20 protein-coding genes and 1 tRNA gene are annotated in these 23,855 nt (G+C 69.9%); 9 read left to right on the forward strand and 12 right to left on the reverse strand.

Going from position 1 to position 23,855, the window contains the following annotated elements; genetic code table 11:
• Positions 1 to 8: 8 nt before the first annotated feature.
• The 3 genes from IM778_RS13045 to IM778_RS13055 all read left to right on the forward strand — a co-directional run bounded on the left by IM778_RS13045 (position 9) and on the right by IM778_RS13055 (position 1,722).
• Positions 9 to 998 carry a helix-turn-helix transcriptional regulator gene (locus tag IM778_RS13045; protein ID WP_194409288.1) on the forward strand — a complete coding sequence of 330 codons (990 nt, stop codon included), beginning with the start codon at positions 9 to 11 and terminating at the stop codon, positions 996 to 998.
• A gap of 76 nt (positions 999 to 1,074) precedes the next feature.
• Positions 1,075 to 1,569, forward strand: a complete 495-nt coding sequence (locus IM778_RS13050; RefSeq protein WP_228484548.1) for a heme-degrading domain-containing protein — start codon at positions 1,075 to 1,077, stop codon at positions 1,567 to 1,569.
• Between the two features lie 80 nt (positions 1,570 to 1,649).
• Positions 1,650 to 1,722 (forward strand) — tRNA-Met (locus IM778_RS13055).
• A gap of 103 nt (positions 1,723 to 1,825) precedes the next feature.
• Here the strand turns inward: IM778_RS13055 and mmuM are convergent.
• Both mmuM and IM778_RS13065 read right to left on the reverse strand, forming a co-directional pair.
• Positions 1,826 to 2,728 (reverse strand): homocysteine S-methyltransferase, encoded by a 903-nt coding sequence (gene mmuM / locus IM778_RS13060; RefSeq protein WP_228484549.1) that lies wholly within the window; start codon positions 2,726 to 2,728, stop codon positions 1,826 to 1,828.
• Positions 2,725 to 4,008, reverse strand: coding sequence for a trans-sulfuration enzyme family protein (locus tag IM778_RS13065; protein WP_228484550.1), 1,284 nt, complete (start codon positions 4,006 to 4,008; stop codon positions 2,725 to 2,727). The genes mmuM and IM778_RS13065 overlap by 4 nt, the downstream gene beginning before the upstream one ends.
• Before the next feature lie 121 nt (positions 4,009 to 4,129).
• On the opposite strand from IM778_RS13065, the gene IM778_RS13070 reads away from it, so the two are divergent.
• Positions 4,130 to 4,573 carry an Lrp/AsnC family transcriptional regulator gene (locus tag IM778_RS13070; protein ID WP_194409290.1) on the forward strand — a complete coding sequence of 148 codons (444 nt, stop codon included), beginning with the start codon at positions 4,130 to 4,132 and terminating at the stop codon, positions 4,571 to 4,573.
• Positions 4,574 to 4,606: 33 nt separating this feature from the next.
• Here the strand turns inward: IM778_RS13070 and IM778_RS13075 are convergent, their stop codons facing one another.
• The 3 genes from IM778_RS13075 to IM778_RS13085 are packed head-to-tail and all read right to left on the reverse strand — an operon-like array spanning position 4,607 to position 8,663.
• Positions 4,607 to 5,986, reverse strand: coding sequence for an aspartate ammonia-lyase (locus IM778_RS13075; protein WP_194409291.1), 1,380 nt, complete (start codon positions 5,984 to 5,986; stop codon positions 4,607 to 4,609).
• Positions 5,983 to 7,395, reverse strand: a complete 1,413-nt coding sequence (locus IM778_RS13080; protein WP_228484551.1) for an aldehyde dehydrogenase family protein — start codon at positions 7,393 to 7,395, stop codon at positions 5,983 to 5,985. The genes IM778_RS13075 and IM778_RS13080 overlap by 4 nt, the downstream gene beginning before the upstream one ends.
• On the reverse strand, positions 7,392 to 8,663 hold the full coding sequence (locus tag IM778_RS13085; protein WP_228484552.1) for a homoserine dehydrogenase: 1,272 nt from the start codon (positions 8,661 to 8,663) through the stop codon (positions 7,392 to 7,394). Before IM778_RS13085 ends, IM778_RS13080 begins: the two co-directional genes overlap by 4 nt.
• A 69-nt stretch (positions 8,664 to 8,732) precedes the next feature.
• Here IM778_RS13085 and IM778_RS13090 point away from each other — a divergent pair, with 69 nt between their 5' ends.
• From IM778_RS13090 to IM778_RS13100, 3 genes are read left to right on the forward strand one after another with little or no spacing between them, the layout of a single operon-like run.
• The gene (locus tag IM778_RS13090; protein WP_194409292.1) at positions 8,733 to 10,256 is read left to right on the forward strand and encodes an amino acid permease; all 1,524 of its coding nucleotides are present in this window, start codon (positions 8,733 to 8,735) and stop codon (positions 10,254 to 10,256) included.
• A 27-nt stretch (positions 10,257 to 10,283) separates the two neighbouring features.
• A complete protein-coding gene (alr, locus tag IM778_RS13095; protein ID WP_194409293.1) occupies positions 10,284 to 11,432 on the forward strand; it encodes an alanine racemase in 1,149 nt (382 codons plus the stop codon).
• A 40-nt stretch (positions 11,433 to 11,472) separates the two neighbouring features.
• Positions 11,473 to 12,225, forward strand: coding sequence for an IclR family transcriptional regulator (locus tag IM778_RS13100; RefSeq protein ID WP_194409294.1), 753 nt, complete (start codon positions 11,473 to 11,475; stop codon positions 12,223 to 12,225).
• Positions 12,226 to 12,240: 15 nt separating this feature from the next.
• Here the strand turns inward: IM778_RS13100 and IM778_RS13105 are convergent, their stop codons facing one another.
• The 5 genes from IM778_RS13105 to gabT all read right to left on the reverse strand — a co-directional run bounded on the left by IM778_RS13105 (position 12,241) and on the right by gabT (position 18,091).
• Positions 12,241 to 13,035, reverse strand: coding sequence for an IclR family transcriptional regulator (locus IM778_RS13105; protein ID WP_194409295.1), 795 nt, complete (start codon positions 13,033 to 13,035; stop codon positions 12,241 to 12,243).
• A gap of 223 nt (positions 13,036 to 13,258) precedes the next feature.
• The gene (locus tag IM778_RS17790) at positions 13,259 to 14,044 is read right to left on the reverse strand and encodes a G5 domain-containing protein (protein WP_228484553.1); all 786 of its coding nucleotides are present in this window, start codon (positions 14,042 to 14,044) and stop codon (positions 13,259 to 13,261) included.
• A gap of 89 nt (positions 14,045 to 14,133) precedes the next feature.
• Entirely contained in the window at positions 14,134 to 15,582 is a 1,449-nt protein-coding gene (locus IM778_RS13115; protein WP_194409296.1) for an aldehyde dehydrogenase family protein, read from the reverse strand.
• Positions 15,579 to 16,760 (reverse strand): acyl-CoA dehydrogenase family protein, encoded by a 1,182-nt coding sequence (locus IM778_RS13120; RefSeq protein WP_194409297.1) that lies wholly within the window; start codon positions 16,758 to 16,760, stop codon positions 15,579 to 15,581. The genes IM778_RS13115 and IM778_RS13120 overlap by 4 nt, the downstream gene beginning before the upstream one ends.
• Positions 16,757 to 18,091, reverse strand: coding sequence for a 4-aminobutyrate--2-oxoglutarate transaminase (gabT, locus tag IM778_RS13125; protein ID WP_194409298.1), 1,335 nt, complete (start codon positions 18,089 to 18,091; stop codon positions 16,757 to 16,759). Before gabT ends, IM778_RS13120 begins: the two co-directional genes overlap by 4 nt.
• A gap of 90 nt (positions 18,092 to 18,181) precedes the next feature.
• Between gabT and IM778_RS13130 the strand changes: the two genes are divergently transcribed.
• Positions 18,182 to 19,522, forward strand: coding sequence for a PucR family transcriptional regulator (locus IM778_RS13130; RefSeq protein ID WP_194409299.1), 1,341 nt, complete (start codon positions 18,182 to 18,184; stop codon positions 19,520 to 19,522).
• Here IM778_RS13130 and IM778_RS13135 read toward each other — a convergent pair.
• Together IM778_RS13135 and IM778_RS13140 are read right to left on the reverse strand one after the other, a co-directional pair.
• Entirely contained in the window at positions 19,519 to 20,673 is a 1,155-nt protein-coding gene (locus IM778_RS13135; RefSeq protein WP_194409300.1) for a CaiB/BaiF CoA transferase family protein, read from the reverse strand. The genes IM778_RS13130 and IM778_RS13135 overlap by 4 nt on opposite strands.
• Positions 20,670 to 21,692, reverse strand: a complete 1,023-nt coding sequence (locus IM778_RS13140; protein WP_194409301.1) for a LacI family DNA-binding transcriptional regulator — start codon at positions 21,690 to 21,692, stop codon at positions 20,670 to 20,672. The genes IM778_RS13135 and IM778_RS13140 overlap by 4 nt, the downstream gene beginning before the upstream one ends.
• Positions 21,693 to 21,829: 137 nt before the next feature.
• Here IM778_RS13140 and IM778_RS13145 point away from each other — a divergent pair, with 137 nt between their 5' ends.
• A complete protein-coding gene (locus tag IM778_RS13145; RefSeq protein ID WP_194409302.1) occupies positions 21,830 to 23,854 on the forward strand; it encodes a primary-amine oxidase in 2,025 nt (674 codons plus the stop codon).
• The last annotated feature ends 1 nt before the right edge of the window (position 23,855 follow it).

The following is a 23,855-nucleotide window of genomic DNA, read 5'->3' on the forward strand; positions in this document are numbered from 1 at the left end:
CTTGAATCATGTCCGATACGACCACACGAGCGTTGTCTCTGCTCAACCTGCTGCAGACCCACCGGCACTGGCCGGGTTCGGAGCTCGCCGCGCGCATGGGAGTGACGGAGCGCACCGTTCGGCGCGACGTCGAGCGGCTGCGCGACCTCGGCTATCGCATCGAGTCCACGCCGGGTGCCGCCGGCGGCTATCGCCTCGAAGCCGGCAGTGCGGTGCCTCCTCTACTGCTCACCGACGAAGAGGCTGTGGCGATGGCGATCGGCCTGCGGGTCGCGGCATCCCAGCGGCTCGTCTCGGGTCCTGAGACGACCATCACGGCACTCGCGAAGCTCGAGCAGGTGCTGCCCGCTCCCCTGCGCCGCCGGGTGAAGGCGCTGGCCGAGGCGGTGCAGCCGGCCGGGCTGAATGCCGGGGCTGCCGTGTCGAGCGACGTGCTGGGCGAGCTGGCGCTCGCGTGCCGCGACCACGAGCGCGTGCGGTTCACCTACACGGCGGCGTCGGGCGAGGTGACCCGGCGCAGGGTCGAGCCGCACGCGCTCGCCCCCGCCGACCGCCACTGGTACCTGCTGTGCTGGGATCTCGAGAAGGAGGACTGGCGCACCTTCCGCGTGGACCGCCTGGCGTCGGTGGAGCACACGCGCGTGCTGTTCGAGCCGAAGCCGCTCACGCCCGAGGAGATCGAGGAGTTCATCTTCGTCGCGCGGTCGTGGGTGCGCCAGGCGGTCGAGGCGGATGCCGTGATGGAACTCGACCTGGAGTCGATGCGCGCCGCGTTCGGGCAGTGGGGGCAAGGGGCGACGGCGGAGGACGAGACGCACACGCGGTGGCCCGTGGGTGGCAGCGACTTCCGCGAGACGATGTACGGCCTGTCGTGGATCCCCGCCGGCGTCGAGTACACCACGACCCTCGCCTCTCCGGAGCGCGAGGAGCTCCGCGAGGTCCTGGAGCGCATGCTCCGGGCCCTCGATGCTCCCCCGCCTCCCTCCCCCGTTCGTTGAGCGAGCGCAGCGAGACGAAACGCCCCGACCCTCCGAGCAGGCCCGCCACTCGGCATCCGTCGCTATCGTGTCCTCCGTGACCGACACCGACCCCCACGCCCTTCTCGCCCAGGTCGAATCCGAGGAGGCCGAGCTCATCCTCCCCCGCTTCGACGTGACGGATGCCTGGGCTCTCGGCTGCCGCATGCGAGAGGCCGCGGTGGCCACAGGTCTGCCGATCGTCATCGGCATCACGCTGGGCGAGGCGCGGGTCTTCCACACCGCGCTGCCGGGTTCGAGCGCCGACAACGACGGCTGGCTCGACCGCAAGACGCGCGTCGCCCGCCGCTACGGTCGGTCGTCGTTCGGTGTGGGCCTGTCGTTCCGCGCGACCGGCAAGGACTTCGACACCAGCGCCCGCCTCGACCCGACGCTGTTCGCCGCGCACGGCGGCGTCTTCCCGATCACGATCGAGGGCGTCGGAGTCGTCGGGACGGTCGGCGTCTCAGGCCTCCCCCAGGCCGAGGATCACGCCTTCGTCGTGGAGCACCTCCGCGCCTGGCGCGAGGCCACGACTCGCGACGTCTCATAGCGAAACGCGAGTTCACGCATACCCCGCACCTCGGATGACGGGGTTACGGTGGAGCCGTCCTCGAGTTCATCGAGGAGCATCGCGGCGATCCGGGCGGTCCCGGGCACCGGTTCATACCCGGCTGCGTTGCGGGTTCGACTCCCGCCGTCGCGTCTACTTGTGGCGACATAGCTGCCTGATCTCACCGTGCTCGAGTGCGCCGATCTCGTGCCGACCGATCACCAGGTCAGCCTCGATGATCGGCTTCACCGGGTCGTCAGCCCAGCGCGCGCACCATTGCGGCAATGGCTGCCGGCCCGATGCGACAGCATCCACCGATGAAGTGCGCACCCGCCTCGGCCCACGCCGGCGGGAGCGCCGGGTCGAATTCCGGCTCGCCGATCCATCGACGTGCTGCGCCATCCCACGTCTCGCCCGAGTTGGGATAGGCGATGGCAGGCTTGCCGCTCGCGCCGGTCGCCGCCCGCACTGCCGGCAGCACGTCGTCGGGCGCGCAGCAGTTCACTCCGACGGCCACGAGGGAACCGTGGCCGGCGGCGAGAGCGAAGGCTTCGGTCGCCGGACGGCCGTCGCGCAGCCGGTCCCCGGCGACCGCGCACGACAGCCAGGCGGGGATCGCGAACTCGTCGACGAGGTCGAGGAGGACCGAGACCTCGTCGAGATCCGGGATCGTCTCTAGCGCGAGCAGGTCGGGCCCCGCGCTCGCAAGGAGTTCCATCCGCGGGGCATGGAAGTCGCGAAGCGCTCCGCGGCTCAATCCGTACCGGCCGCGGTACTCGGATCCGTCGGCGAGCACCGCTCCATAGGGACCCACGGATGCCGCCACGAGACGCACTACGTCGTCGTCATCGGCTGACTCGGTGACGTCGTCGCGCACCTCACGGGCGATCGTCACACTCCGTGTGATGAGTTTCTCCGCCTCGATGCGCGTCATGCCGCTGCGCTCGAATCCGGCGACGCTCGCCTGATAGCTGGCGGTCGTGGCGACCTGCGCGCCCGCATCGAAGTACGCCCGGTGTACGGCAGCCACCTCGCCGGGAGCGTCGCGCAGCAGTCGGGCAGTCCAGAGTTCGTCCGTGAGATCGTGGCCACGTTCAGCAAGCGCATTGGAGAGTCCGCCGTCGAGCACGATCACGGGAGGTGTCGTCGCACTGATCACGTGCTCAGCCTCTCCGATCGAGTCAGGTCGGATCCCGTGGCAGCGGACTCGTGGGCGCGTGAGTGAGGCACCGTCGACGACGGGAACGTCGCGTCGAGGGCTGCCTCGAGATCTGCGAGGAGGTCGGAGGTGTCCTCGATGCCGACGGACAGGCGCAGATGACCGAACGTGCGGAAGGGCAGCGGGTAGCTGGCGACGCGGCCTCCCTCGGTCCCGGTGTGCACGATCAGCGAGTCGTCGTGCCCCAGAGAGAAGCCCGACGTGATGAGCCGGAGGTTGGCGACGAACTGGTTCTGTGTGTCGGGATCGCCGGCGACCGCGAAGGCGATCATGCCGCCGTACCCCCGACCGCCGAACTGCCGCGTCGCCAGATCGTGCTCCGGGTGCGACGGCAGGCCGGGATAGTAGACGTACTCGACCCGTGGGTCGCGCTCCAGGAACTCGGCGACGGCGAGCGCGGAGGCAAGGTGCTGCCGGAGGCGCAGCGGGAGGGTCACCGAGCCGCGGTGGATCTGCCAGGCGTTGAACGGCGAGATCACTCCCCCGACGTCGACCATGGCATCGGCCTTGATCGGCTCGATGAGTTCGCGCGAACCGATGACGGCGCCGCCCATGGCATCACCGTGACCGTTGATGTACTTCGTCAGGGAATGGACGACGAGATCGGCGCCGTCGGCGAGCGGGCGGTAGAAGGGCGGCGGCGTGAAGGTGGAGTCCACCATCAGGATCGCGCCGGCGGCATGCGTGATCTCCGCGATCGCGGCGACGTCCGCCACCTTGGTCGTGGGGTTCGCGATCGCCTCGATGCAGACGAGCCGGGTGTGGGGGCGGAAGGCCGCGCGCAGCGCGTCCAGATCGCCGACGTCGACGAACGTCGCCTCGATGCCGTACCGCTGCGGCAGGAGTTCGGTCCACAGTCTCCAGGTCGCCTCGTACGTGACGTCACTGACGATGACGTGGTCGCCGGCGCGCACATGTGTGAAGAACACCGCGTGCAGGGCGGCCACTCCGGATGCGAGCGCGACCGCATCCTCGCCTCCCTCCAGCGCGGCGAGCTTGTCCTGCAGACCGGCCTGATTGACGCCCGTGTTCCGGGTGTAGAGCCCCGGTGCGGAGGCGGACCAGCTGATGTCGCTCGGATCGTCGGGAAGCTCGTATGAGTTGGCCATCACCAACGGCGTGCGCAGCGCCTTCGTTGAGTCGAGGCGATTGCCGCCGTGCACCGCAAGGGTGAGGTCTGAAAGGGTCTCAGCGCGTCGGCGGTCCGGCTGTTGCGGCATTGCGTTCCTTACTTTCCAGCGAAGAGACGTGCACGAGGGCAGGCCGTCTGGGGCGGCATCCCCGATCTACGGTAGTGTGTGCGATTGACACTTGCAATTGCTAATCGTGCACGGAGGCATCGTGGCCGCATCGCACCTGGACGACATCGACCAGCAGCTGCTCGCAACGTTGACCGCGGACGCGAGGTTGCCGATGGTCGCCCTGGCCAACCAGGTGCATCTGTCGCGCAACGCGGTGCGGCAGCGCATCGAACGCATGGAGCGCGACGGCGTCATCGCCGGCTACACCGTCATCAAGGGGGGCGCGTCGCGGCCACGCGTGACCGCGATGGTCATGGTCTACCGCGTCGACAGGATGCGGGACGATCGGGTGATCGCCGCGTTGCGCGGCATCGCGGAGGTCACGCGCTGCGACGTGCTGTCGGGAGCGTACGACCTCTTCGTGACGCTGGAGGCCGACTCGATGGACCGCGTCGGCCAGATCTGGGAGCAGATCGCGGCCCTGCCTGGCGTGGCCGACACCGTGACCGCGGTGTCGCTCTCGCGAGCGATCGACCGCCGGTGACGCTGCCGCCCCGGCATCCAGGCGGCAGCGCCCTCAGTGCGCCAGGAGCGCTGCCGCCTCTTCGCGCGAGAGCGTTGTGTGCTGCGCCACCGCGTCGGCGATGGGGATGCCGGTGCGAAGCGCGTACTGAGCCGCATGGGCGGCCGCTTCGTAGCCGATGGACGGCACCAGGGTCGTCACCGTTCCGACGGACGACGCGACGTAGCGCGCGAGCACGGTGTCATTGGCTTCGATGCCCTCCACGCAGAACCGGCGCAGCGCCGAGACGCCGTTGGTCACCCAGCTCAGCGACTGCAGGAGCGAGTGCGCCATGATCGGCTCGAAGGCGTTCAGCTGCAGCTGCCCGCTTTCGGCGGCGACGCCGATCGTCACATCTGCGCCCATGACCGCGAAGGCGATCTGGTTCATCACCTCGGGGATCACCGGGTTCACCTTGCCCGGCATGATCGAAGACCCGGCCTGCCGGGCAGGCAGGCGGATCTCGCCCAGCCCCGCCTGCGGGCCGCTGGCGAGCAGCCGCAGGTCGTTGCTGATCTTCGACAGCTTGATCGCCGTGCGGCGGAGCACCGCAGAGGACTGCAGAAACGCGCTGGCGTCCCAGCTCGCCTCGAAGAGGTGGGCCGCCGGGGTCATGGGGAGCCCGGAGCGCTCGCGGAGTCGTTCCAGAGCGGTGTCCCGATAGCCGGTCGGAGCGGTCACTCCGGTTCCCACGGCGGTGCCGCCCAGGCTGCACTCCAGCAGCAACGGCACCGTGTCGTCGATGCGTGCCACGTCCTCGCGGATTGCGACAGCGAACGCGGCGAACTCGTCGCCGAGCGTCATCGGCACAGCATCCTGCAGCTGGGTGCGACCGATCTTGACGATGGAGCCGAACGCGACGCTTCGCTCCTCGAAGGCCGCGGCGAGCTCCTCCAACCTCGGCATCAGCCGCAGGAGGCCCTTCGCCACGGCGATCTTGACCGCGGTCGGATAGACGTCGTTGGTCGATTGACTCCGGTTCACATCGTTGATGGGGTGAACCACGTCGTAGCGGCCGCGCGGCAGCCCCAGGGATTCCAGGGCGGCGTTGGCGATCACCTCGTTGGCGTTCATGTTCGTGCTGGTACCAGCGCCGCCCTGCAGCACGTCGACACAGAACTGGTCGTGCAGCTCACCGTCGCGCACCCTCCGGCAGGCCGCGGCGATGGCCTCCGCCACCCCCGCCGGCAGCAACCCGAGCTCGTGGTTCGCCGCGGCGGCGGCATCCTTCACCGTGACGAGGGCGTGGATGAGATCGGGATGCTGCGAGATCGGCGTGCTGCTGATCGTGAAGTTCTCGCGGGCGCGGGCCGTGTGAACGCCCCAGTACGCCTCGGCGGGCACCGCCAGCTCGCCGAGCGAATCGCGCTCGACGCGGATTGCGATGCGGCTCATGTGTTGATGCAGACGACCTTGGGCTGGGTCATCTCCTCGTACGCGAATCGCACGCCCTCGCGGCCCATGCTGCCGTACTTCGAGCCACCGAACGGCATGCTGTCGACCCGGTAGTCGGAGGAGTCGTTGATCATCACTCCGCCCGCATCCAGCTGCTCCGCCACGCGCAGCGCGCGCGTGATGTCGCGGGTGAAGGTGGCAGCGTGCAGCGCATAGTCGACATCGTTCGCCTGCGCGATGGCCTGCTCCTCCGTTTCGAACGGCGACAGGACCACCACCGGCGCGAACGCCTCGTCGGCCCACAGCTCGCACGAGAACGGCACTCCCTCGACGACGGTGGGCCAGTACACGGACCCCTCCCGGCGGTGCCCCGCCAGCACGCGGGCACCCGCCGTGACCGCGTGCTCCACGAGTCGCTCCGCGGCCTCAGCGGACGCGACCGAGATCATCGGGCCGACATCGGTGGACTCGTCTCGCGGGTCGCCGGCCTTGAGGGCGATGGTCTGCGCCGCGAAGCGGTCGCGGAACTCCTCGTACACCGCCTTCTGCACCAGGATGCGCTGGGCGCCGACGCAGTTCTGGCCGGCAGCCCAGAACGCGCCCGAGACGCAGGCCTCGACCGCGGCGGGAATGTCGGCGTCCGAGAACACGATCACCGGGGCGTTGCCGCCGAGTTCCATCGCGAGCTTCTTCAGACCGGCGTTGCGGGCGATCGCCTCTCCTGTGGCGAACCCTCCGGTGAACGAGACCATGCGCACGTCGCGGGCTGAGATGAGCGCCTGCGCCAGTTCACGGTCGCCGTGCACCACGGTGATGATCTCATCGGGCAGGCCCGCGTCGATGAGCAGGTCGACCAGGAACCGAGCGGTCAGCGGCGTCAGCTGGGACGGCTTGAGCACGATCGAGTTGCCGCCCGCGATGGCCGGACCCAGCTTGTGGGCGACGAGGTTCAACGCGTCGTTGTAGGGAGTGATGGCGACGATGATCCCCAGCGGCTCGCGGGTGAACCAGCCGCGCCGGTTCTCGGAGCCTTGAAACGCGTCGAACGGGACGACCTCTCCGGCATCGGACCGGGCCGCGTCGGCCGACAACGAGAGGGTCATGACCGCGCGAGCGACCTCCTTTCGCGCCTGCCGGACGGTCTTTCCCGCCTCCTGCACGATCAGGTCGGCCGCGGTCTCGGCGCGCTCGCCCAGCAGTGCGGACGCACGCGCGAGGACCTCGTGCCGCGAGTACCGCGACAAGGACCGCGACAGCTGGAACCCGGTTCGCGCACGCTCCAGGATCTGCTCGAGCTGCGCGGGTCCGTTCTGGGGGACGGCGCCGATCACCTCACCATCGAACGGGTTCGTGACGATCAGGTCGGGGTGCCCCGAGGCAATGGTCTGCGTGGCTTCCACGGTGCTCACCGGGCAGCCCCGACGCGCGCACTCTGGTGCGCGTGGATCGCGATGATGTCGGACAGCAGCGCGTAGGCGGTCTCGATGCGACCCGCGCCCGGGCCCGAGACGGTCACGGTGCCGAGCAGATCGGTGTCGAACGAGACTGCGTTCGTCGGGCCGCTGACGCTGGCGAGCGGGTGTGTCAGCGGCAGCGCCACCGGCTCGACCTTGGCGGTGACCGTTCCGGCGGCGCTGCGGAATGCCGACCCGATCAGCTTGTAGCACTTGCCCTGGGCGGCGGCTTCGATGATGTCGGCGGCGGAGACCTCGGAGATCCCCCGCCGGGCCACGTCGGCCGTGGTGATGTCCGCGCCGAGGAGCTCGTTGGCGAGGATGACGACCTTCAGCTGCACGTCGGAGCCTTCGATATCGGCCGTCGGGTCGGCCTCGGCGTACCCGAGCGCCTGAGCCTCCGCGACGGCGGCGTCCAGCGTCATGCCCGACTCCATCTGACCGAGCACGTAATTGCTGGTGCCGTTGAGGATGCCTTCGACCGCGTTGATCCGCAGACCCTGGAGCGTCTCGGACGCGAACCGCAGGATCGGCGTGCCGCTGACCACCGAGCCCTCGTACTGGAACGTGACACCATTCGCCGCTGCCAGGCGGTTCAGCTCGAGCCCCGCGAGCGCGACCGGGCCCTTGTTCGTCGTGGTCACGCTCTTTCCACTCTCGAGCGCAGCGCGCACGTGTGAGATGCCCGGCTCCCCGTCGACGGGGTTGGTGAAGGTGGCCTCGACGACGATGTCGGCCGTGCTGTTGCGGATCACATGTTCGTTCTGCGGCACCGCCGTCCCGCCGGGCTTGCCGGCGAAGGTCTCGCCGTCCGACATGGCGAACACGTCTGCGAGGTCGATGCCCTCGGCCCGCATCAGGGAGCCCAGGCGCAGGTCGGTGATGGCGACGACACGCAGAGCGAAGCCGAGGTCGGCGGCGAGTTCGTCGCCGCGGTCGAGGATGATCTTCGCCAGCGCGCGGTTCACGCCGCCGAAGCCGATCAGCGCGATGTCATGACGGTCCACGTCGAGCTCCTTCAAGAGAATCGGGAAGAGGTTCGACTCAGCATCCCCAACAGTCGCGTCAGCCCGCGCCTGCCGGATCGCTCGCACAGGATGCCAATCTGACCACCGCACGGAAGAAGTGCTCGAACCGGCCTCGTACGCCGCGAATTGGCTCGTATGCCTTGTGCACCGACCGCTTGGCCCCGTAATCTGCCCGACACGCGAGTCGTGCATCATAGACACATTGTTGTGATCATGTAGCACGGTCCGTCGCACCACCCGACTCCTACTCGAATGCGAGAACACATGAGCCCGCTGCCCGAACAGAGTGAGCTTCCGAACGCTCTTCCCCACACCACCGCGACACAGGTGCCGCTGCGACGACTGCAGCGCTCCATGGACGCCCGACACCTGATCATGATCGCCCTCGGCGGCGTGATCGGCTCCGGACTCTTCCTGAGTTCGGGCTACACCATCAGCCAGGCCGGCCCGCTGGGCGCGATCATCGCCTACCTCATCGGCGCCTTCGTGGTGTGGCTGGTGATGGCCTGCCTCGGCGAGCTGGCACTGGCGTATCCGGTCTCGGGCGCGTTCCACATCTACGCGGCACGGTCCATCGGCCCCGCCACCGGCTTCACGACCGCGTGGCTGTACTGGCTGTGCTGGGTCGTCGCGCTCGGGTCGGAGTTCACGGCGTCCGGCATCCTCATGCAGCGCTGGTTCCCCGGCGTCGACGTCTGGGTCTGGTGCCTGATCTTCGCTCTTGGACTGTTCACCATCAACGCGATCTCGGCACGGGTCTTCGGCGAGACCGAGTTCTGGTTCTCGCTGATCAAGGTGGTCGCGATCGTCGCGCTCATCGTGTTCGGCGGCATGGCGATCTTCGGCTTCACACCGCTCTCGGCCGAGCACCCCGCCGCCCCGCTGTTCAGCAACTTCGTCACCCCGGACGGCCTCTTCCCCAACGGCATCGCGGGCGTCGTCGTCACCGCCCTCGCCGTCTTCTACGCGTTCAGCGGTTCGGAGCTGATCGGCGTCGCCGCCGGTGAGACCAAAGACCCGGGCAAGAACATCCCGAAGGCCATCCGGTCGACGGTCCTGCGACTGCTGATCCTGTTCGTGGGGTCGATCACGGTCATCGCCGCGCTCCTGCCGTACGAGGATGCCGGGCTGACCAGCAGCCCGTTCGTGGACGTGTTCGAGTACGTCGGCATCCCCTACGCCGCCGACATCATGAACTTCGTCATCATCACCGCGTTGCTGTCCGCCGGCAACAGCGGCTTGTTCTCGTGCGCCCGGATGCTCTTCTCCCTCGCGGAGGAAGGACACGCGCCGCGGGTGCTGCAGCGCCTCACCCGGCGGGGAATCCCGCTCGTGGCGCTGAGCGTCAGTCTCGCACTCGGGCTCGTCTCGCTGATCTCCAGCGTGATCGCGCCGCAGACGGTCTACCTGGTGCTGGTGTCGATCGCGGGTTTCGCCGTGGTCGCCGTGTGGATGTCGATCGTGGCGTCGCAGTTCTTCCACCGCCGCCGGTTCGTGCGCGAAGGCGGCGACATCACGACGCTGCCGTACCGCACCCCGCTGTACCCCGCGCTTCCGATCCTGGCGTTCGTGCTGCTGTCGATCTCGCTGGTGGCCATCGCGTTCGACCCGAACCAGGTCGCCGCCCTGTACTTCGGGGTTCCGTTCGTGGGGCTGTGCTATCTGTTCTTCTGGTGGCGCTACGGACGCCGTGGCGCGCGCCCGGTCGTCGCCGTGTCGGAGGAGGCCCCCGTCGACGAGGCGGACGACCCCGTCGCCGAAGAGCCCCTTCGTCAGCCCCGCGGGTAACCCGCGCCGACCAGGCCACCGCCACGCATGAGCACCACGAGTCCCGTCTGGGTCGAGATCGACGTCGACGCCATCTCTCACAACCTCGACGTCGTTCGAGGCGAGGTCGGCATCACGACGCGGCTCTGCGGGGTGGTGAAGGCGGATGCCTATGGCCACGGCATCCCGGTGGTGCTCCCGACCCTGATGGCGGCCGGTATCGACACAATCGGCATCACCTCCAACCAGGAGGCCGAAGAGGCGCGCCGGCTGGGTTTCTCGGGACGCATCATCCGCCTCCGGGCGGCGCTGCGCGACGAGATCCAGGAGGGTGGCCGGCTCGATATCGAAGAGTGGGTGGGCGGCGGCGAGCACGCGCGTGTCGTGACCGCCGCCGCCCGCACGCTCGGGCGTCGCATCCGCGTCCACCTCTCCCTCAACTCCACGGGGCTCAGTCGGGACGGAATGGACTGGGACGACCCTCAGTCGCAGCCTCACCTGCGACGCATCGCTGCAACCTCCGAGCTCGCCGTGGTCGGGATCTGCTCGCACTTCCCATGCGAAGACGCCGACGATGTGAGCGCCGGCGCCCTCGCCTTCCGGAATCAGGCCGAGGCGGCCGGGCGGGTGCTGGGCGCCCCGCGCGGCCGTTTCGAGAAGCACTGCGCTACCTCGTACGCCGCCCTGACCGTGCGCGCCTCACGCATGGACATGGTCCGGATCGGTGCCGCGCTCTACGGCGACACCTCGGCCGCGATCCCGGGCCTCCGCCCCGCCATGAGGCTCGTGTCGCGCATCGCCGCGATCAACCCCTACCCGGCGGGCAGCACGGTCGGGTACGACAGGGCCGCACGCATCGATCGCGACAGCCGGCTTGCTGTCATACCCGTCGGCTACGCCGACGGCTACCCGCGCACGCTGGGGGGACGAGGGCACGTGTTGGTCCGTAGCACGCTCGCTCCGGTGATCGATCGACTCGCGATGAACAGTCTGGTGGTCGACGTGACCCAGATCCCCTCGGCTCAGATCGGCGACGAAGTGGTACTTTACGGGCGGCAGGGATCCGCACAGATCCGTTCCGCCGACATCGAACGGGCAAGCGGCACCATCGCCGCGGGCTCGTACACCGCGTGGGCTCGGCTGAACCCGCGCGTAGTCGTCGACGGGCCGGCCTCCGCGGCAGTCCCCACCCAGTGACCGGGCCGCCGTCCCACCGGCACAGAGAGCGCCTCCGACCATGACTCCCCCGTCCTCCCTCCTGCAGGGTCTCGCGCTGCTGGACGCCGCCGTCGAGCGGGAGCGATCGGGAAGGCAAGGGCACAACGCCTCACGCCTGGCGGAGACCACCGGCATCGAACGCAGCCGCGTCTCGCGCCTCACGCGCGAGCTGCGGGAGTTGGGTTACCTCGATCGCGACAACGCCGCGGTCCTCAAAGCCGGCGACGGCTACTTCCGCGCCGCCGGAGCACTGAGCCGGCCGTGGCTCCGGGCAGCACGGGAGAGTCTGCGCGTGCTCGCGTCCACGTTGGGCGTCTCCGCGCAGTTGGTCGCCGCCCAGGGACCGGGAGCGATCCTGCTCCGCTCCGAGAAGGGCCCGGGCGTCTCCGCTGACTACCTGCGTCCCGGCATCCTGACCCCCATCTGGTGCACCGGCCCCGGCCGGGCCCTCCTGTGGGACCACACGCGCGATGACCTCGAAGCGCTCCTCGCCGACGTGCAGTTCGTCGGCGTCGGCGGTCCGGGCGCGGCGCGATCGGTGGATCAGCTCCATCAGCTGCTCGAGCGGGACCGCAAGCTCGGCATGGTGGACGCCCGCGAGGAATACGTCGAAGGCGTGCGAGACTATGCGCTGCCGATCAGCGATCAGCGTGGCATCGTGGTGTCCATCGGCATCAGTGGTGGCGCTTTCTCGGAGCGCCGTGCACGCGAAGCCCGGACCGCGCTTCGCGACGCCTGCGCTCGGCTGAGCCTTCTCATCCAGGAGGCGTGAGCAACCCGCTCCGGGTTACTCGCCCCGAGCCTCGCGGGCGCCGAGCATCGCCGACAGACGCTGCGCCGCTTCGACGCACGCCGCCCCCAGAGCATCAGACCTGGGTTCCAGGCGATGCCGTTCTCCCACGATCTGCAGGCCGGCGATGACCTCGCCCCGGAAGTCCCACACCGGGGCCGACACCGAGTACAGGCCCGGCTCGGCCTCCTCCGCCACGATCGCGTAGCCTCTCGCCCGAGACTCCCTCAGGCGCGCCAGGAACTCATCGACCGACGCAGCGGCGTTCGGACCGGCGCTGCGGAAGCTCGTGCGGCTGAACACGCCACGAACCTCCTCATCGGAGGCGTCCCACAGCACGGCCTGACCCGCGTCACTGCAGAACGCCGGATACGCTCGTCCGATCCACGAACCGATCAACCGGGCGGCAGGCGGCACGCTCTCAACGATGGTGACGGTCGCATCGCCCTCGAGAACTCCGAGGAAGCATGCCTCCGCCACGGACTCTGACAACTCGTCCAGAATCGTGAGGCCCTCGCTGCGCAGACGCCTTTCGACCAGCTGCTCCGCCGAGGCATACCAGCCCCACGCCAGTCGGTAGCGACCGTCGGAGCCACGCGACACCAGCCGCTCATCCGCCAGCGCAGCGAGCGTGCGCGAGACCTGCGACCGATCGCGCTGCAGTGCTCGTGCGATGGTCTGCACAGACACGCCCTGCTCGCTCGCGGCGGTCATCTCAGCGACGCAGGACACCACATCCATCCCGCGGCCCATACTGGTCCGCTCGGAAGCGACATCGTCACGCAGGGTCACAGGGAGAGGATATCGAGGTGAGCGGGCCCGGGGACGCGGTGCCGTGGGCGAAGAGCTCGTGCCCCGGCGCCAGGCCGACTCGGGATCAAGAAGCTCGAGGTGGGGTACCACGTCCGCACACGATGGCAGGGCCAGGGGTTCGCATCCGAGGCCGCGGCGGCGTGCCGCGAATGAGGATTCACGGAGACGCGCGGGGAATCGTCGAGCGCGCCCGAGCAGCCGATCAGTAAGGTTCGCAGGCGAGTCCGTCGCCGTCGCGGTCCAAGTCGTAGATGTCGCTGCCGACGACCCGCGCGACACCGCTGAAGTACGAGGGACCGTTGCCGCTGCCACCGGCGCAGTCGACATCGCTGTCGATAGGCACGCACGCGTCCGCGTAGTTCGCGTCGCAACTCCCGCCAGGTTGCGCGGGTTCAGGTGGTGGCGGCGCAACGTAGGTGCCGTTCGCGACGATCTGAGTAACGGGCTGGGTCGTGACGATGTCGGAGATCAGTTCTCTGCTGACCTCTTGGCCGTCCAGGAGGCGGACCAGATACGTGAGGGTCTTCTCGCCGTTCTGCCCGGCGGTTCGAACCTGCGTTTGCCCCACGGGCAGGGCACCGTCGTCGACCCGGGTTTCGGTGAAGGGAATGATCTCGGTCACGACGTCCTCGCGCGTGCTCGCCACGGGCGTGGGCGTGGGCGTTGCAGTCGCGCGAGATTCGGCGCTCTGTGCTCCACCATCAGTTGACGGGCGCTCAGCGAAGGTAACGGGCTCGACCCTGGCTCCACCGCCCGTGTTCGGCAGCATCGCCGCGCTCACACTTCCCGTTACGAGCAACACTGCGGCGGCCGCCGCCGTCACCGCGATCGCGGTCTTGCGAGAGCTGAGGCGAAGCCACGTACGTGCGCCCGTCGCGAGCGCGACGATGCTCGTCACGAGCACGATCAGCGCGATGACGGCGAAAAGGGGTGACAGCAAGATGATCGGGACCAGCACAGCTGCGCCGATGAGGATCCAACCCCACATCGGAATCCGCCGCGGGTTGCGTTCAGTCGAAGACACTGTCGGGGTGGGCGGCAGCGGCTCGACCCAGCTGGCTCCGTTGCTACCCCCACCTACCCCTTCAGATACACCGTCGCCGTCTCGGTGAAGAAGTCACGCGCCACGGCACCCTGCTCCTTCGGACCGAGGCCGCTGCCCCGATTGCCGCCGAAGGGAACGTGCAGGTCTGCTCCCGCCGACGCGGAGTTGATGTGCACGACGCCCACACGGATGTCGTCGATCGCAGCGAGCGCGCGGCCGAGATCCGTCGTGAACACCGCCGTCGACAACCCGTACTCGCTGTCGTTCACGAGTGCGAAGCCGTCGGCGGCGGACGAGGCGCGACGCACTCCCACAACCGGCCCGAAGAGCTCGTCCCGCCAGAGCTCACCAGGCTCATCGTGCGGCAGCTCGAAGATCGACGGCGGAATGAAGTAGCCCTCCGCAAGGGGTCCCTGCCGGTACAGGTCGGGCGCGACGACGGGACGAGCGTAGGCATGCGCCCGGCCGATGGCGGCCGCGACGCGGTCGCGCGCCGGGCCGTCGACGACCGGGCCGACCTCCACCCCCTCGGCGAGGGCGTCCCCGACGACCATCGCGCTCGTGCGCTCGGCGAGCCGCGCGAGGAACTCCTCGGCCACCGCGTCGTCGACCACGACGCGCGAGGTGGCCGTGCACTTCTGGCCGGCCGCGCGGAACGCGCCGATCGCGACCTGCTCGACGGCGAGATCCAGTTCGGCGTCGGCGAGCACGAGCGAGGCGTTCTTTCCACCCAGCTCGCCTTGGAACGGGATGCCGCGTGCTGCGAGCTGCGCCGCGACCATACGTCCGACCCGCGTCGAGCCGGTGAAGGTCACCGCGTCCACGTCGGGGTGCGACACGATCGCCTCGCCCACCGCGGCCGAACCGTTCACGAGGTTGAGCACTCCCCGCGGAAGCCCGGCCTGCTCGAGCGCCTCCGCGAAGCGGACGGCCAGCAGGGGCACGGTCGTGGCGGGCTTCCACACGATCGTGTTGCCCCACACCAGTGCGGGGGCCAGCTTCCACGCCGGGATCGAGATGGGGAAGTTGAAGGGGGTGATCGCGCCGATCACACCGACCGGACGGCGGACGACCAGGATCCGCTCGCCGGGAGTGGGCGACTCGTAGACCTCTCCCGACGCACGCTCGGCCTCCTGTGCGTGGTAGCGCAGGATGTTCGCGGCATGAGCGACTTCGGCGGTCCCCTCGAGCAGCGTCTTGCCCTCTTCGCGGGCGAGCTCGCGCCCCCACTCCTCCCGGTGCGCGGCGATGACCTCCGCTGCGCGGAGGAGGACGCCGGCTCGTTCCCGGGCGGGGGTCCGGCGCCATCCGTCGAACGCCGCACGCGCGGCGCGGAAGGCTCGATCCACGTCTGCCGACGAGGCGCCCGGGCCCTCGGCGACGATGTCGGACGGCCGGCTCGGGTTGACGTCGGTCATGTGCTCACCGCCGCCCTCGATCCACTCTCCATCGATCAGGTGGCGCAATGATGCAGTGGTCATTCTGCTCCTTCTGCCGACGGCCGGAAGGCCGGGATGCCGGTGATGTGTGCGCCGAGCACGAGGGTGTGCACCTCGTCGGTTCCCTCGTACGTGCGGACGGACTCGAGGTTGGCCGCATGGCGCATCGGCGAGTACTCGGCGGCCACGCCGTTGCCGCCGAGGATCGTGCGGGCCTCGCGCGCGATCGCGATCGCCGCCCGCGTGTTCGAGAGCTTCGCCACCGAGATCTGATGCGGCTGCAGGTGGCCGGCATCCTTCAACCTGCCCAGCCGGAGAGCGACCAGCTGTGCCTTCTCGATCTCGATCGCCATGTCGACCAGCTTCTGCTGCGTGAGCTGGAATCCGGCGATCGGCGTGTTGAACTGCACCCGGGTGAGGGAGTACCGCAGCGCCGTCTCGTAGCTGTCGCGCGCGGCACCGATGACGCCCCAACCGATGCCGTAGCGCGCCTCGTTGAGGCACGAGAACGGCCCGCGCAGGCCACGCGCCTCGGACAGCTGCGCGTCTGCCGGTACGCGTACGTCCGTCAAGGTGATGTCGCACTGGATGGACGCCCGCATCGACATCTTGGGCGCGATCGGCGTCGCGACGAACCCGGGGGTCTCGGTCGGCACGATGAAGCCGCGTACGCCGTCGTCGGTCTGCGCCCAGATGATCGCGATGTGCGCGATCGACGCGAGACCGATCCAGCGCTTGGCCCCGTTGATGACCCACGTGTCGCCTTCACGGCGCGCGAAGGTGGTCATGCTCGAGGGGTCCGAGCCCGACTGTGGCTCGGTGAGGCCGAAGCATCCGATGACCTCGCCGCGTGCCATGCGTGGCAGCCAGTGCTGCTTCTGCTCCTCGCTGCCGTGCTTGTGGATCGCGCTCATGGCGAGGGAGCCCTGCACCGAGACGAAGGTGCGCAGCCCCGAGTCGCCGGCTTCGAGCTCCATCGCGGCCAGCCCGTACTCGACCGCGCTGCGGCCGGGGCATCCGTATCCCCTGAGATGCATGCCGAGCACGCCGAGCTCGGCCAGCTCCGGGATCAACGAGACGGGGAACTCGGCGCGGTCGTACCAGTCCGCGATGCGAGGACGAACGCGGGCGTCGACGAACGCGCGGACGCGGTCGCGCACCGCCCGTTCGTCGTCGGTGAGCAGGTCGTCGAAGTCGAGCAGGTCCGGTGCGCCGATCATGCCGCCGCCTCCCCCGCATCCGAGGCGATCCCTCGGATGGCGCCGGTGAGGATCTCGAGCCCCCGCTCGAGCGCCGCGAAGTCGATCACGAGGGGCGGAAGCAGGCGGATGACGTTGCCGTACGTGCCGCAGGTGAGTGTCAGCAGCCCCGCCGAGTGACACGCGGCGGAGATGCGCTGCGCCAGGTCGGCCCGCGGGGCGAGGTCGCCCGCGTCGGCGAACTCGATCGCCATCATGGCCCCTCGGCCCCGGATGTCGGCCACGACGCCGAACTCGTGCCGCAACGGCTCGAGGCTGCGCCGGATGATCGCCTCGATCTCGCGCACCCGGGGCATCAGTGCCGGATCCTCGAGCACCTCGAAGACCGCCAGAGCCGCCTCGCAGGCGAGCGGATTGCCGGCGTACGTGCCGCCGAGGCCACCCGGGTGCGCGGCATCCATGATCTCGGCACGCCCCGTCACCGCACTGATCGGCAGGCCAGCTCCGAGCGCCTTCGCGGTCAGGGTGAGGTCGCCGGCGACGCCTTCGTGCTCGCTCGCGAACAGAGCGCCGGTGCGCCCCAGACCGGACTGGATCTCGTCGACGACGAGGACGATCCCGTGCTCGTCGGCGATGCGGCGCAGTCCCGCGAGGAAGCCGGGCTCGGGAACGACGAAGCCGCCCTCGCCCTGGATCGGCTCCACCACGAGCGCGGCGAACGCAGCGGGCCCGCTGGCGGCGACGACCCGCTCGAGCTCGGCGAGTGCGGCGTCGACGCCCGTCCCCCGCAGCGGATTGGCGTTCGGCACTCGCACCACCTCCGCAGCGAACGGACCGAACGACGTCTTGTACGGGTGCTCCTTCGCCGTCATGCTCATCGTCAGCAGCGAGCGGCCGTGGTACGCCTCGTCCACCACCAGCACGCCGGCGCGCCCGGTGTGCGCACGGGCGATCTTGACGGCGTTCTCGACCGCTTCCGCACCCGTGCTGAACAGCGCCGTGCGCTTGTCGAAGTCGCCCGGCACATGCGCGTTGAGCCACTCCGCCACACGCACGAACGACTTGTACTCGGTCACCATGAAGCACGTGTGCGTGAAGCGATCGAGCTGCGCCGCGACGCGCCGGCGCACGCGAGGGTTGGACGCGCCCACGCTCGTCACCGCGATGCCGGAGGCGAAGTCGATGAGCAGATTGCCGTCGACGTCTTCGAGGGCGGAGTCGGTGGCGCGTTCCACGAAGATCGGCAGCGTGATGCCGAACCCCTGCGGAACGGCGGCGGAGCGCTGGGCGTGCAGGGCTCGCGAGCGAGGTCCCGGGATCTCGGTCACGAGGCGAGGGAGGTCGACGGTCATGCAGGCGACGATATAGACCGCCGTTTCGCACCGGATGTCGCTTCTGCACACTTCATCGCCAGAATCTGTGCAGCGTGCACAATGGTGATCATGACCACCCTCGGAGAGCTGGCCGAAACCGCCGGACCCGCCCTCATCGCGGTCGGGCCGTTCGATCCCGCGCACCAGATCACCGGGGTGCATGTGTCGGAGCTCGCCGACCCCGGCCGCTACCTCGACGGTGGCGAGCTGCTGCTGACCACCGGCATCCGCCTCACCGGCCGAGACGACGACGACGCATACGTCGCACGACTGGCAGAACAGCGGGTCGGCGCGCTGGGCCTGGGTCTCGGAGAGGGGTGGGATGCCGTGCCCCCCGGCTTCGTCGATCGCTGTGCGAACGCCGGGGTCCCGCTCTTCGTCGTCCCGGACGGCGAACCGTTCCTCGCCGTGACGCGGTCGTTCTGGCAGCTCGAGGGCCGCGACGAACGGGACGCCGTGGCGCGGATCGGGCACACGCACACGCGTCTGGCCGGGGCGGCGGCCGGCGACCAGCCGGTCCACGACGTCGTGCGGCTGACCTCGGAGGCCGTCGGCGGCTGGGCGGCATGGATCCCGCTCGACCCCACGGCGCCGGGCGCGCTGCTGCACCCCGCGGGGCTGTCGGGCCTCCTCCCCTCCGTCAAAGCCGACGTCGAACGCTCCCTCGAGCGCACCGGCGTCGCCGCGGCGTCGTTCGTCGCACACGGGTCGGTCGTCGTCGCGCACCCCGTCGTCGCGAACGGCCGGACGATCGGAGCGGTGGCGGTCGGCGCGAGCCGGCCGCTCACCCGCACGGACCGGCAGCTCGTGCTCACCGCGGTCGCCGTACTGCGGCTGACGATCCGTCGCCCTGCGACCGAGACGTCAGCGGCGCACTGGGTCGCCCGGCTCGTCTTCGACGGGGATGCCGTGGCGGCACGCTCTTTGGCCCGATCGGCGGGAATCGATCTGCCGTTGCTGAGCCGCGTGCACGTGAGCGGGGCCGACGACGAGCCCCTCGCAGAGCTGGCGATCGAGCGCGACGGGATGCGACTGACGCTGGTGGATGCCGAGGGTCCGGCTGCCGGCGGGGTCGGCGCCGTCAGCGCCGCCGTCGCGCTCGAGGAGGTCCCGGCCGCCGCGGCCCGCGCCCTCGCGCTGTGGCGGCGCTCACCGGGGCGGCCCGTCGTGGACGCGGCGGAGCGAGCCGAGGACTGGGCGCGGCTGCTGGAAGGATCGCCGGCTCTGCTCGCCGCCGCACGCGCGCACCTGGCGTCGGGGCGCCGCATCGAGCGCACCGCCCGGGCACTGGGGGTGCACCGCAATACCGTGAGGCAGCGGATCGCCGCGGCCGAGGAGCTGCTGGGCGTGGAGCTGGCGGATCCGGACGTGTCGGCCGAGCTCTGGCTGGCGCTGCGCCGGCGGCCCTAGCCGCCATCCGCCGCAAGCCAGCGGAGCACGTCGTCGGTGTGCTCCCCCAGTCGCGGCGGCGCCGTGGCCGACACCGGGATCGCCGGTGACCAGGCGATCGGCGGGCGTACCTGGCGCGAGATCCGGCCGTCGTCGCCGGTCGTCTCGTTCACGGGCTCGAGCCCCAGCCGCTCGGCCAGCGCCAGCCCGTCGCCGATGGTGTTGACGACGCCCGCGGCGACGCCGACAGCGTTCAAGCGCTCCGCCCAGGCCTGCGCGACATCGGCGGCGAGCGCGCCCTCGAGAGCCGTCGCAAGCTCTTCCCGGTGCGCGACGCGGTCGGAGTTGCGGGCGAAGCGGGTGTCGCCGGCGAGAGCCGGCACGCCGAGCACCGTGGTCATCTTGGCGAACTGCGCGTCGTTGCCGCACGCGACGGCGAGCGGACCGTCAGCGCATTCGAGCACCTCGTACGGGGCGATCGACGGATGCCGGTTGCCCAGCCGGCGAGGTTCCACGCCTGCCCCGAGCTGTGCCGACACCTGGTTCACGAGGGCGGCCTGCAGGCTCGAGAGGAGGTTCACGTCCACCCGCGAGCCGCGACCGGTGAGCTCACGCCGGCGCAGGGCGGCGAGGATGCCGATCACGGCGTCCTTGCCGGTGAGGACGTCGACCAGCGCCACGCCCGCCTTCATCGCCTCGCCGTCCCGGTCGCCGGTGATGTGCATCAGCCCGCCCACCGCCTGTGCGACGAAGTCGTACCCGGGAAGCTCCGCCCCCGCGGCGAGGCCGAACCCGCTCACCGACGCGTAGATCAGGCGCGGATGGCGCTCCGACATGGCCGGCCAGTCGAAGCCGAGGCGCGCGAACTGGCCGGGGCGGAAGTTCTCGATGACGACGTCGCTGTGCGCGATGATCTCATGCGCCCGGCCGCGATCGCCGGCGTCGGTGAGGTCCAGCTCGATCGACTCCTTGCCGCGGTTGGCGGACTCGAAGTACGTGGTCATTCCCGACGCGGCATACGGCGGTCCCCAGGCTCGCGTGTCGTCGCCGGTGCCGGGCCGCTCGATCTTGATGACGCGGGCACCGAGGTCGGCGAGGGTCATGGTCGCGAGAGGGCCGGCGAGCACGCGAGAGAAGTCGGCGACGACGACACCGTCGAGCGGCGCCGTCACGATGCCCTCGCCCGCAACGGGTGCGCGGTGGACTCTCGGGCGACGACGGTGATCGGGAACTCGATGTCGGCCCCCGGCTCGGCGCGCCCCTCGAGCACGTCCAGCAGCAGCGCGGCGCACGCGACTCCCGACTCCCGCGGCCGGAGGTCGATCGAGGTGATCGACGGCTGGAGGTAGGGCAGCGAGGGGTGATCGACGCACGAGACCACGGTGATGTCGTCGCCGATGACACGGCCCATGCGCCCCAGTACCGCGACGACCTCGATCGCGCTCGAGTCGGGGGCGCAGATGATCACGTCGGTCTCGGGCCGCTCCGCGAGCAGGCGCTCGGTCGCCGCGCGGACGGCCGCCCAGGGCGCCTCGAACTCGATCGGGGCGAGCACGGGCTCCAGCCCGCGGCTCGCGCAGCCGCGCCGGTAGCCCGCGACCAGCTGGCGGCTCCAGTCCGTGATGTCGGGGGCCACGAGCAGGGCCGGATGGCGCGCCCCGGTGCGGTCGATCTCGTCCATGAGGCGCAGCATCCCGGATTCGTGCGACGACCACACCACGCCCACGGGCTCGCCCTCGACGTCGTCGGGGAGATGCTCCTGCGTGACGATCGGGATGCCGCTGGCGAACAGCGCCGGAAGCGCCGGGTCGCCCGACAACGGGTCGCCGATGATGAGCCCGTCGGCCCGGATCGGTCGCGAGCGGCCCGACGAGACGGACGGACTCACGATCGTGACGTCCACGTCGTGCGCGGCCGCATGGGTCACGATGCCGAACGAGAAGGCCATGTAGTACGACGACCGCGACACCACCTCCGGCAGGACGATCCCGATCGTGCCGATGGACCCGTTCCGCAGGTGCCGGGCAGCGGTGTTGGCGGTGTAGCCCAGGTCTGCTGCTGCGGCGAGCACCGCGTCACGGGTCGCCGGAGAGACCCGCCCGGTTCCGCTCAGGGCATCCGAAGCGGTCGTCTTGCCGACGCCGGCACGACGGGCGACATCGATCAGGCGCGCACGCCGGGGCCCTTGCATGCGGCCGATTCTAACCACACCCAGAAGACCGTAATCCGCTCGCAACAATGTGGGCCTTGCGCCGTAACGCGGATTTCGCTTACCTTTGCCGGAACGTTCCGGCATCCGGCGGGAACGTCACCCGACTCGGAGAACCGATGACCTGCTCCTGCTCCACCGGCACTCACGTGCAGCGCTCGCGCCGCCTCGGCGACGAGTCCGGCGCACCGTTCGCAACGCTCTCGGAGGGCGAGCTGCAGGAGGCGGCCGCCATCCTGCGCCGCCACGGCCGGCTCGAGGAGTCACACCGCATCGCGTACATCGGCCTCGACGAGCCCGACCGCCGCGAGGTGCTGGCCGGTCGCCCCGTCCCCCGCCGCGCGCATGTGCAGCTGCTGGACGTCGCCACCGGCGAGGCGCGCGACATCTCCGTCGACCTCGACCGCGGCGACCTCGCACGCGACGAGCAGATCGACCCCGTCGTCTCGGGTCAGGTGCCCCTGCTGAAGGAGGAGCACGTCCTCATCCGGGATCTGCTCGCGACCGACGAGCGGTGGCTCGCCGCACTCGCTTTGCGCGGCATCCACGACCCGGCGACCGTCGCCCTGGCAGGACTGTCCGCCGGTCGCTTCCCGATCGAAGGCGAAGACGGCCGGCGCATGGCCCGCGTGCTCGGCCACCACCAGCCGACACCGCAGACGATGCCGTGGGCGCACCCCATCGACGGACTGGTCGCGTACGTCGACCTCGGCTCCCGGAGCGTCGCACAGGTCATCGACACCGGTGTGATGCCGATTCCGCAGGAGACGGCGGACTACCACGTTCCGGGTACGTTCGGACCCGAGCGCACGACGCAGAAGCCGATCGTCATCCAGCAGCCGCAAGGACCCAGCTTCTCGTTCGACGGCGACGTCGTGTCGTGGGAGAAGTGGTCGCTGCGGATCGGATACGACATGCGCGAGGGCCTGATCCTGCACGGCGTGGGCTTCGAGGATGCCGGACGCGTGCGCCCGATCGTGCACCGGGCCTCGATCGCCGAGATGCTCGTGCCGTACGGCGACCCCGGCCCCGTCCGCTTCTGGCAGAACTACTTCGACACGGGCGAGTACCTGCTCGGCCGGCTCGTGAACAGCCTCGAGCTCGGGTGCGACTGCGTCGGCGACATCACGTATCTCGACGTGCCGATCGCCGACGCGCGCGGTGAGGTCAAGGTGCTGCCGAACGCCGTGTGCATCCACGAGGAGGACGCCGGGGTGCTCTGGAAGCACACCGAGCAGTTCACCGGAACGAGCGACGTGCGCCGGCAGCGCCGGCTCGTGATCTCGTTCTTCGTGACCGTCGGCAACTACGACTACGGCTTCTACTGGTACCTCTACCTCGACGGCAAGATCGAGTTCGAGGCGAAGGCGACCGGGCTGGTCTTCACGGCCGCCTACGACGACCGGGCGAGCCGCTACGCCAGCGAGCTCGCCCCCGGCCTCGCGGCGCCCTACCACCAGCACCTGTTCTGCGCGCGACTCGACATGGCGGTCGACGAAGGACCGGCTGTCGTCGACGAGGTGGACGTCACCACCGTCCCGATCGACGGCGACAACACCCACGGCACAGCGATCGGCTTCCGCGCGACGCGGCTGACCAGCGAGAAGAACGCCCGGCGACGCTCCCACGCGTCCGTGGACCGAACCTGGCGCGTCAGCAGCACGACGTCGATGAACCGGCTGGGCCGGCCCGTGTCGTACGTCCTGGCCACGGAGGGCAAGCCGGTGCTGCTCGCCCAGCCGGACTCGGTCATCGCATCGCGTGCCAGGTTCGCGACGGCCGACATCTGGGTCACCGCCTACGACGTCGATGAGCGTTATCCGGCAGGAGCAGTCGTGAATCAGAGCGCGGGCGAACAGGGACTGCCGGCGTTCGTCGCCGACGACGCCTCCCTCGACGGCGCCGACCTCGTGCTCTGGCACACCTTCGGCCTGACCCACTTCCCCCGCACCGAGGACTGGCCGATCATGCCCGTCGACACCTGCGGCTTCGTCCTCCGACCCCACGACTTCTTCGACCGGAACCCGACCCTCGATGTCCCGGCCTCCACCGCGGCATGCTCGTGCACCCACGAGGAGCACGCGCACGCGGATGCGTCGCACCAGCACCATGAGAACCAGCACTCAGCTCGAAGGGAACACTAGA

It is taken from the genome of Microbacterium cremeum, assembly GCF_015277855.1.
Classification (GTDB): domain Bacteria; phylum Actinomycetota; class Actinomycetes; order Actinomycetales; family Microbacteriaceae; genus Microbacterium; species Microbacterium cremeum.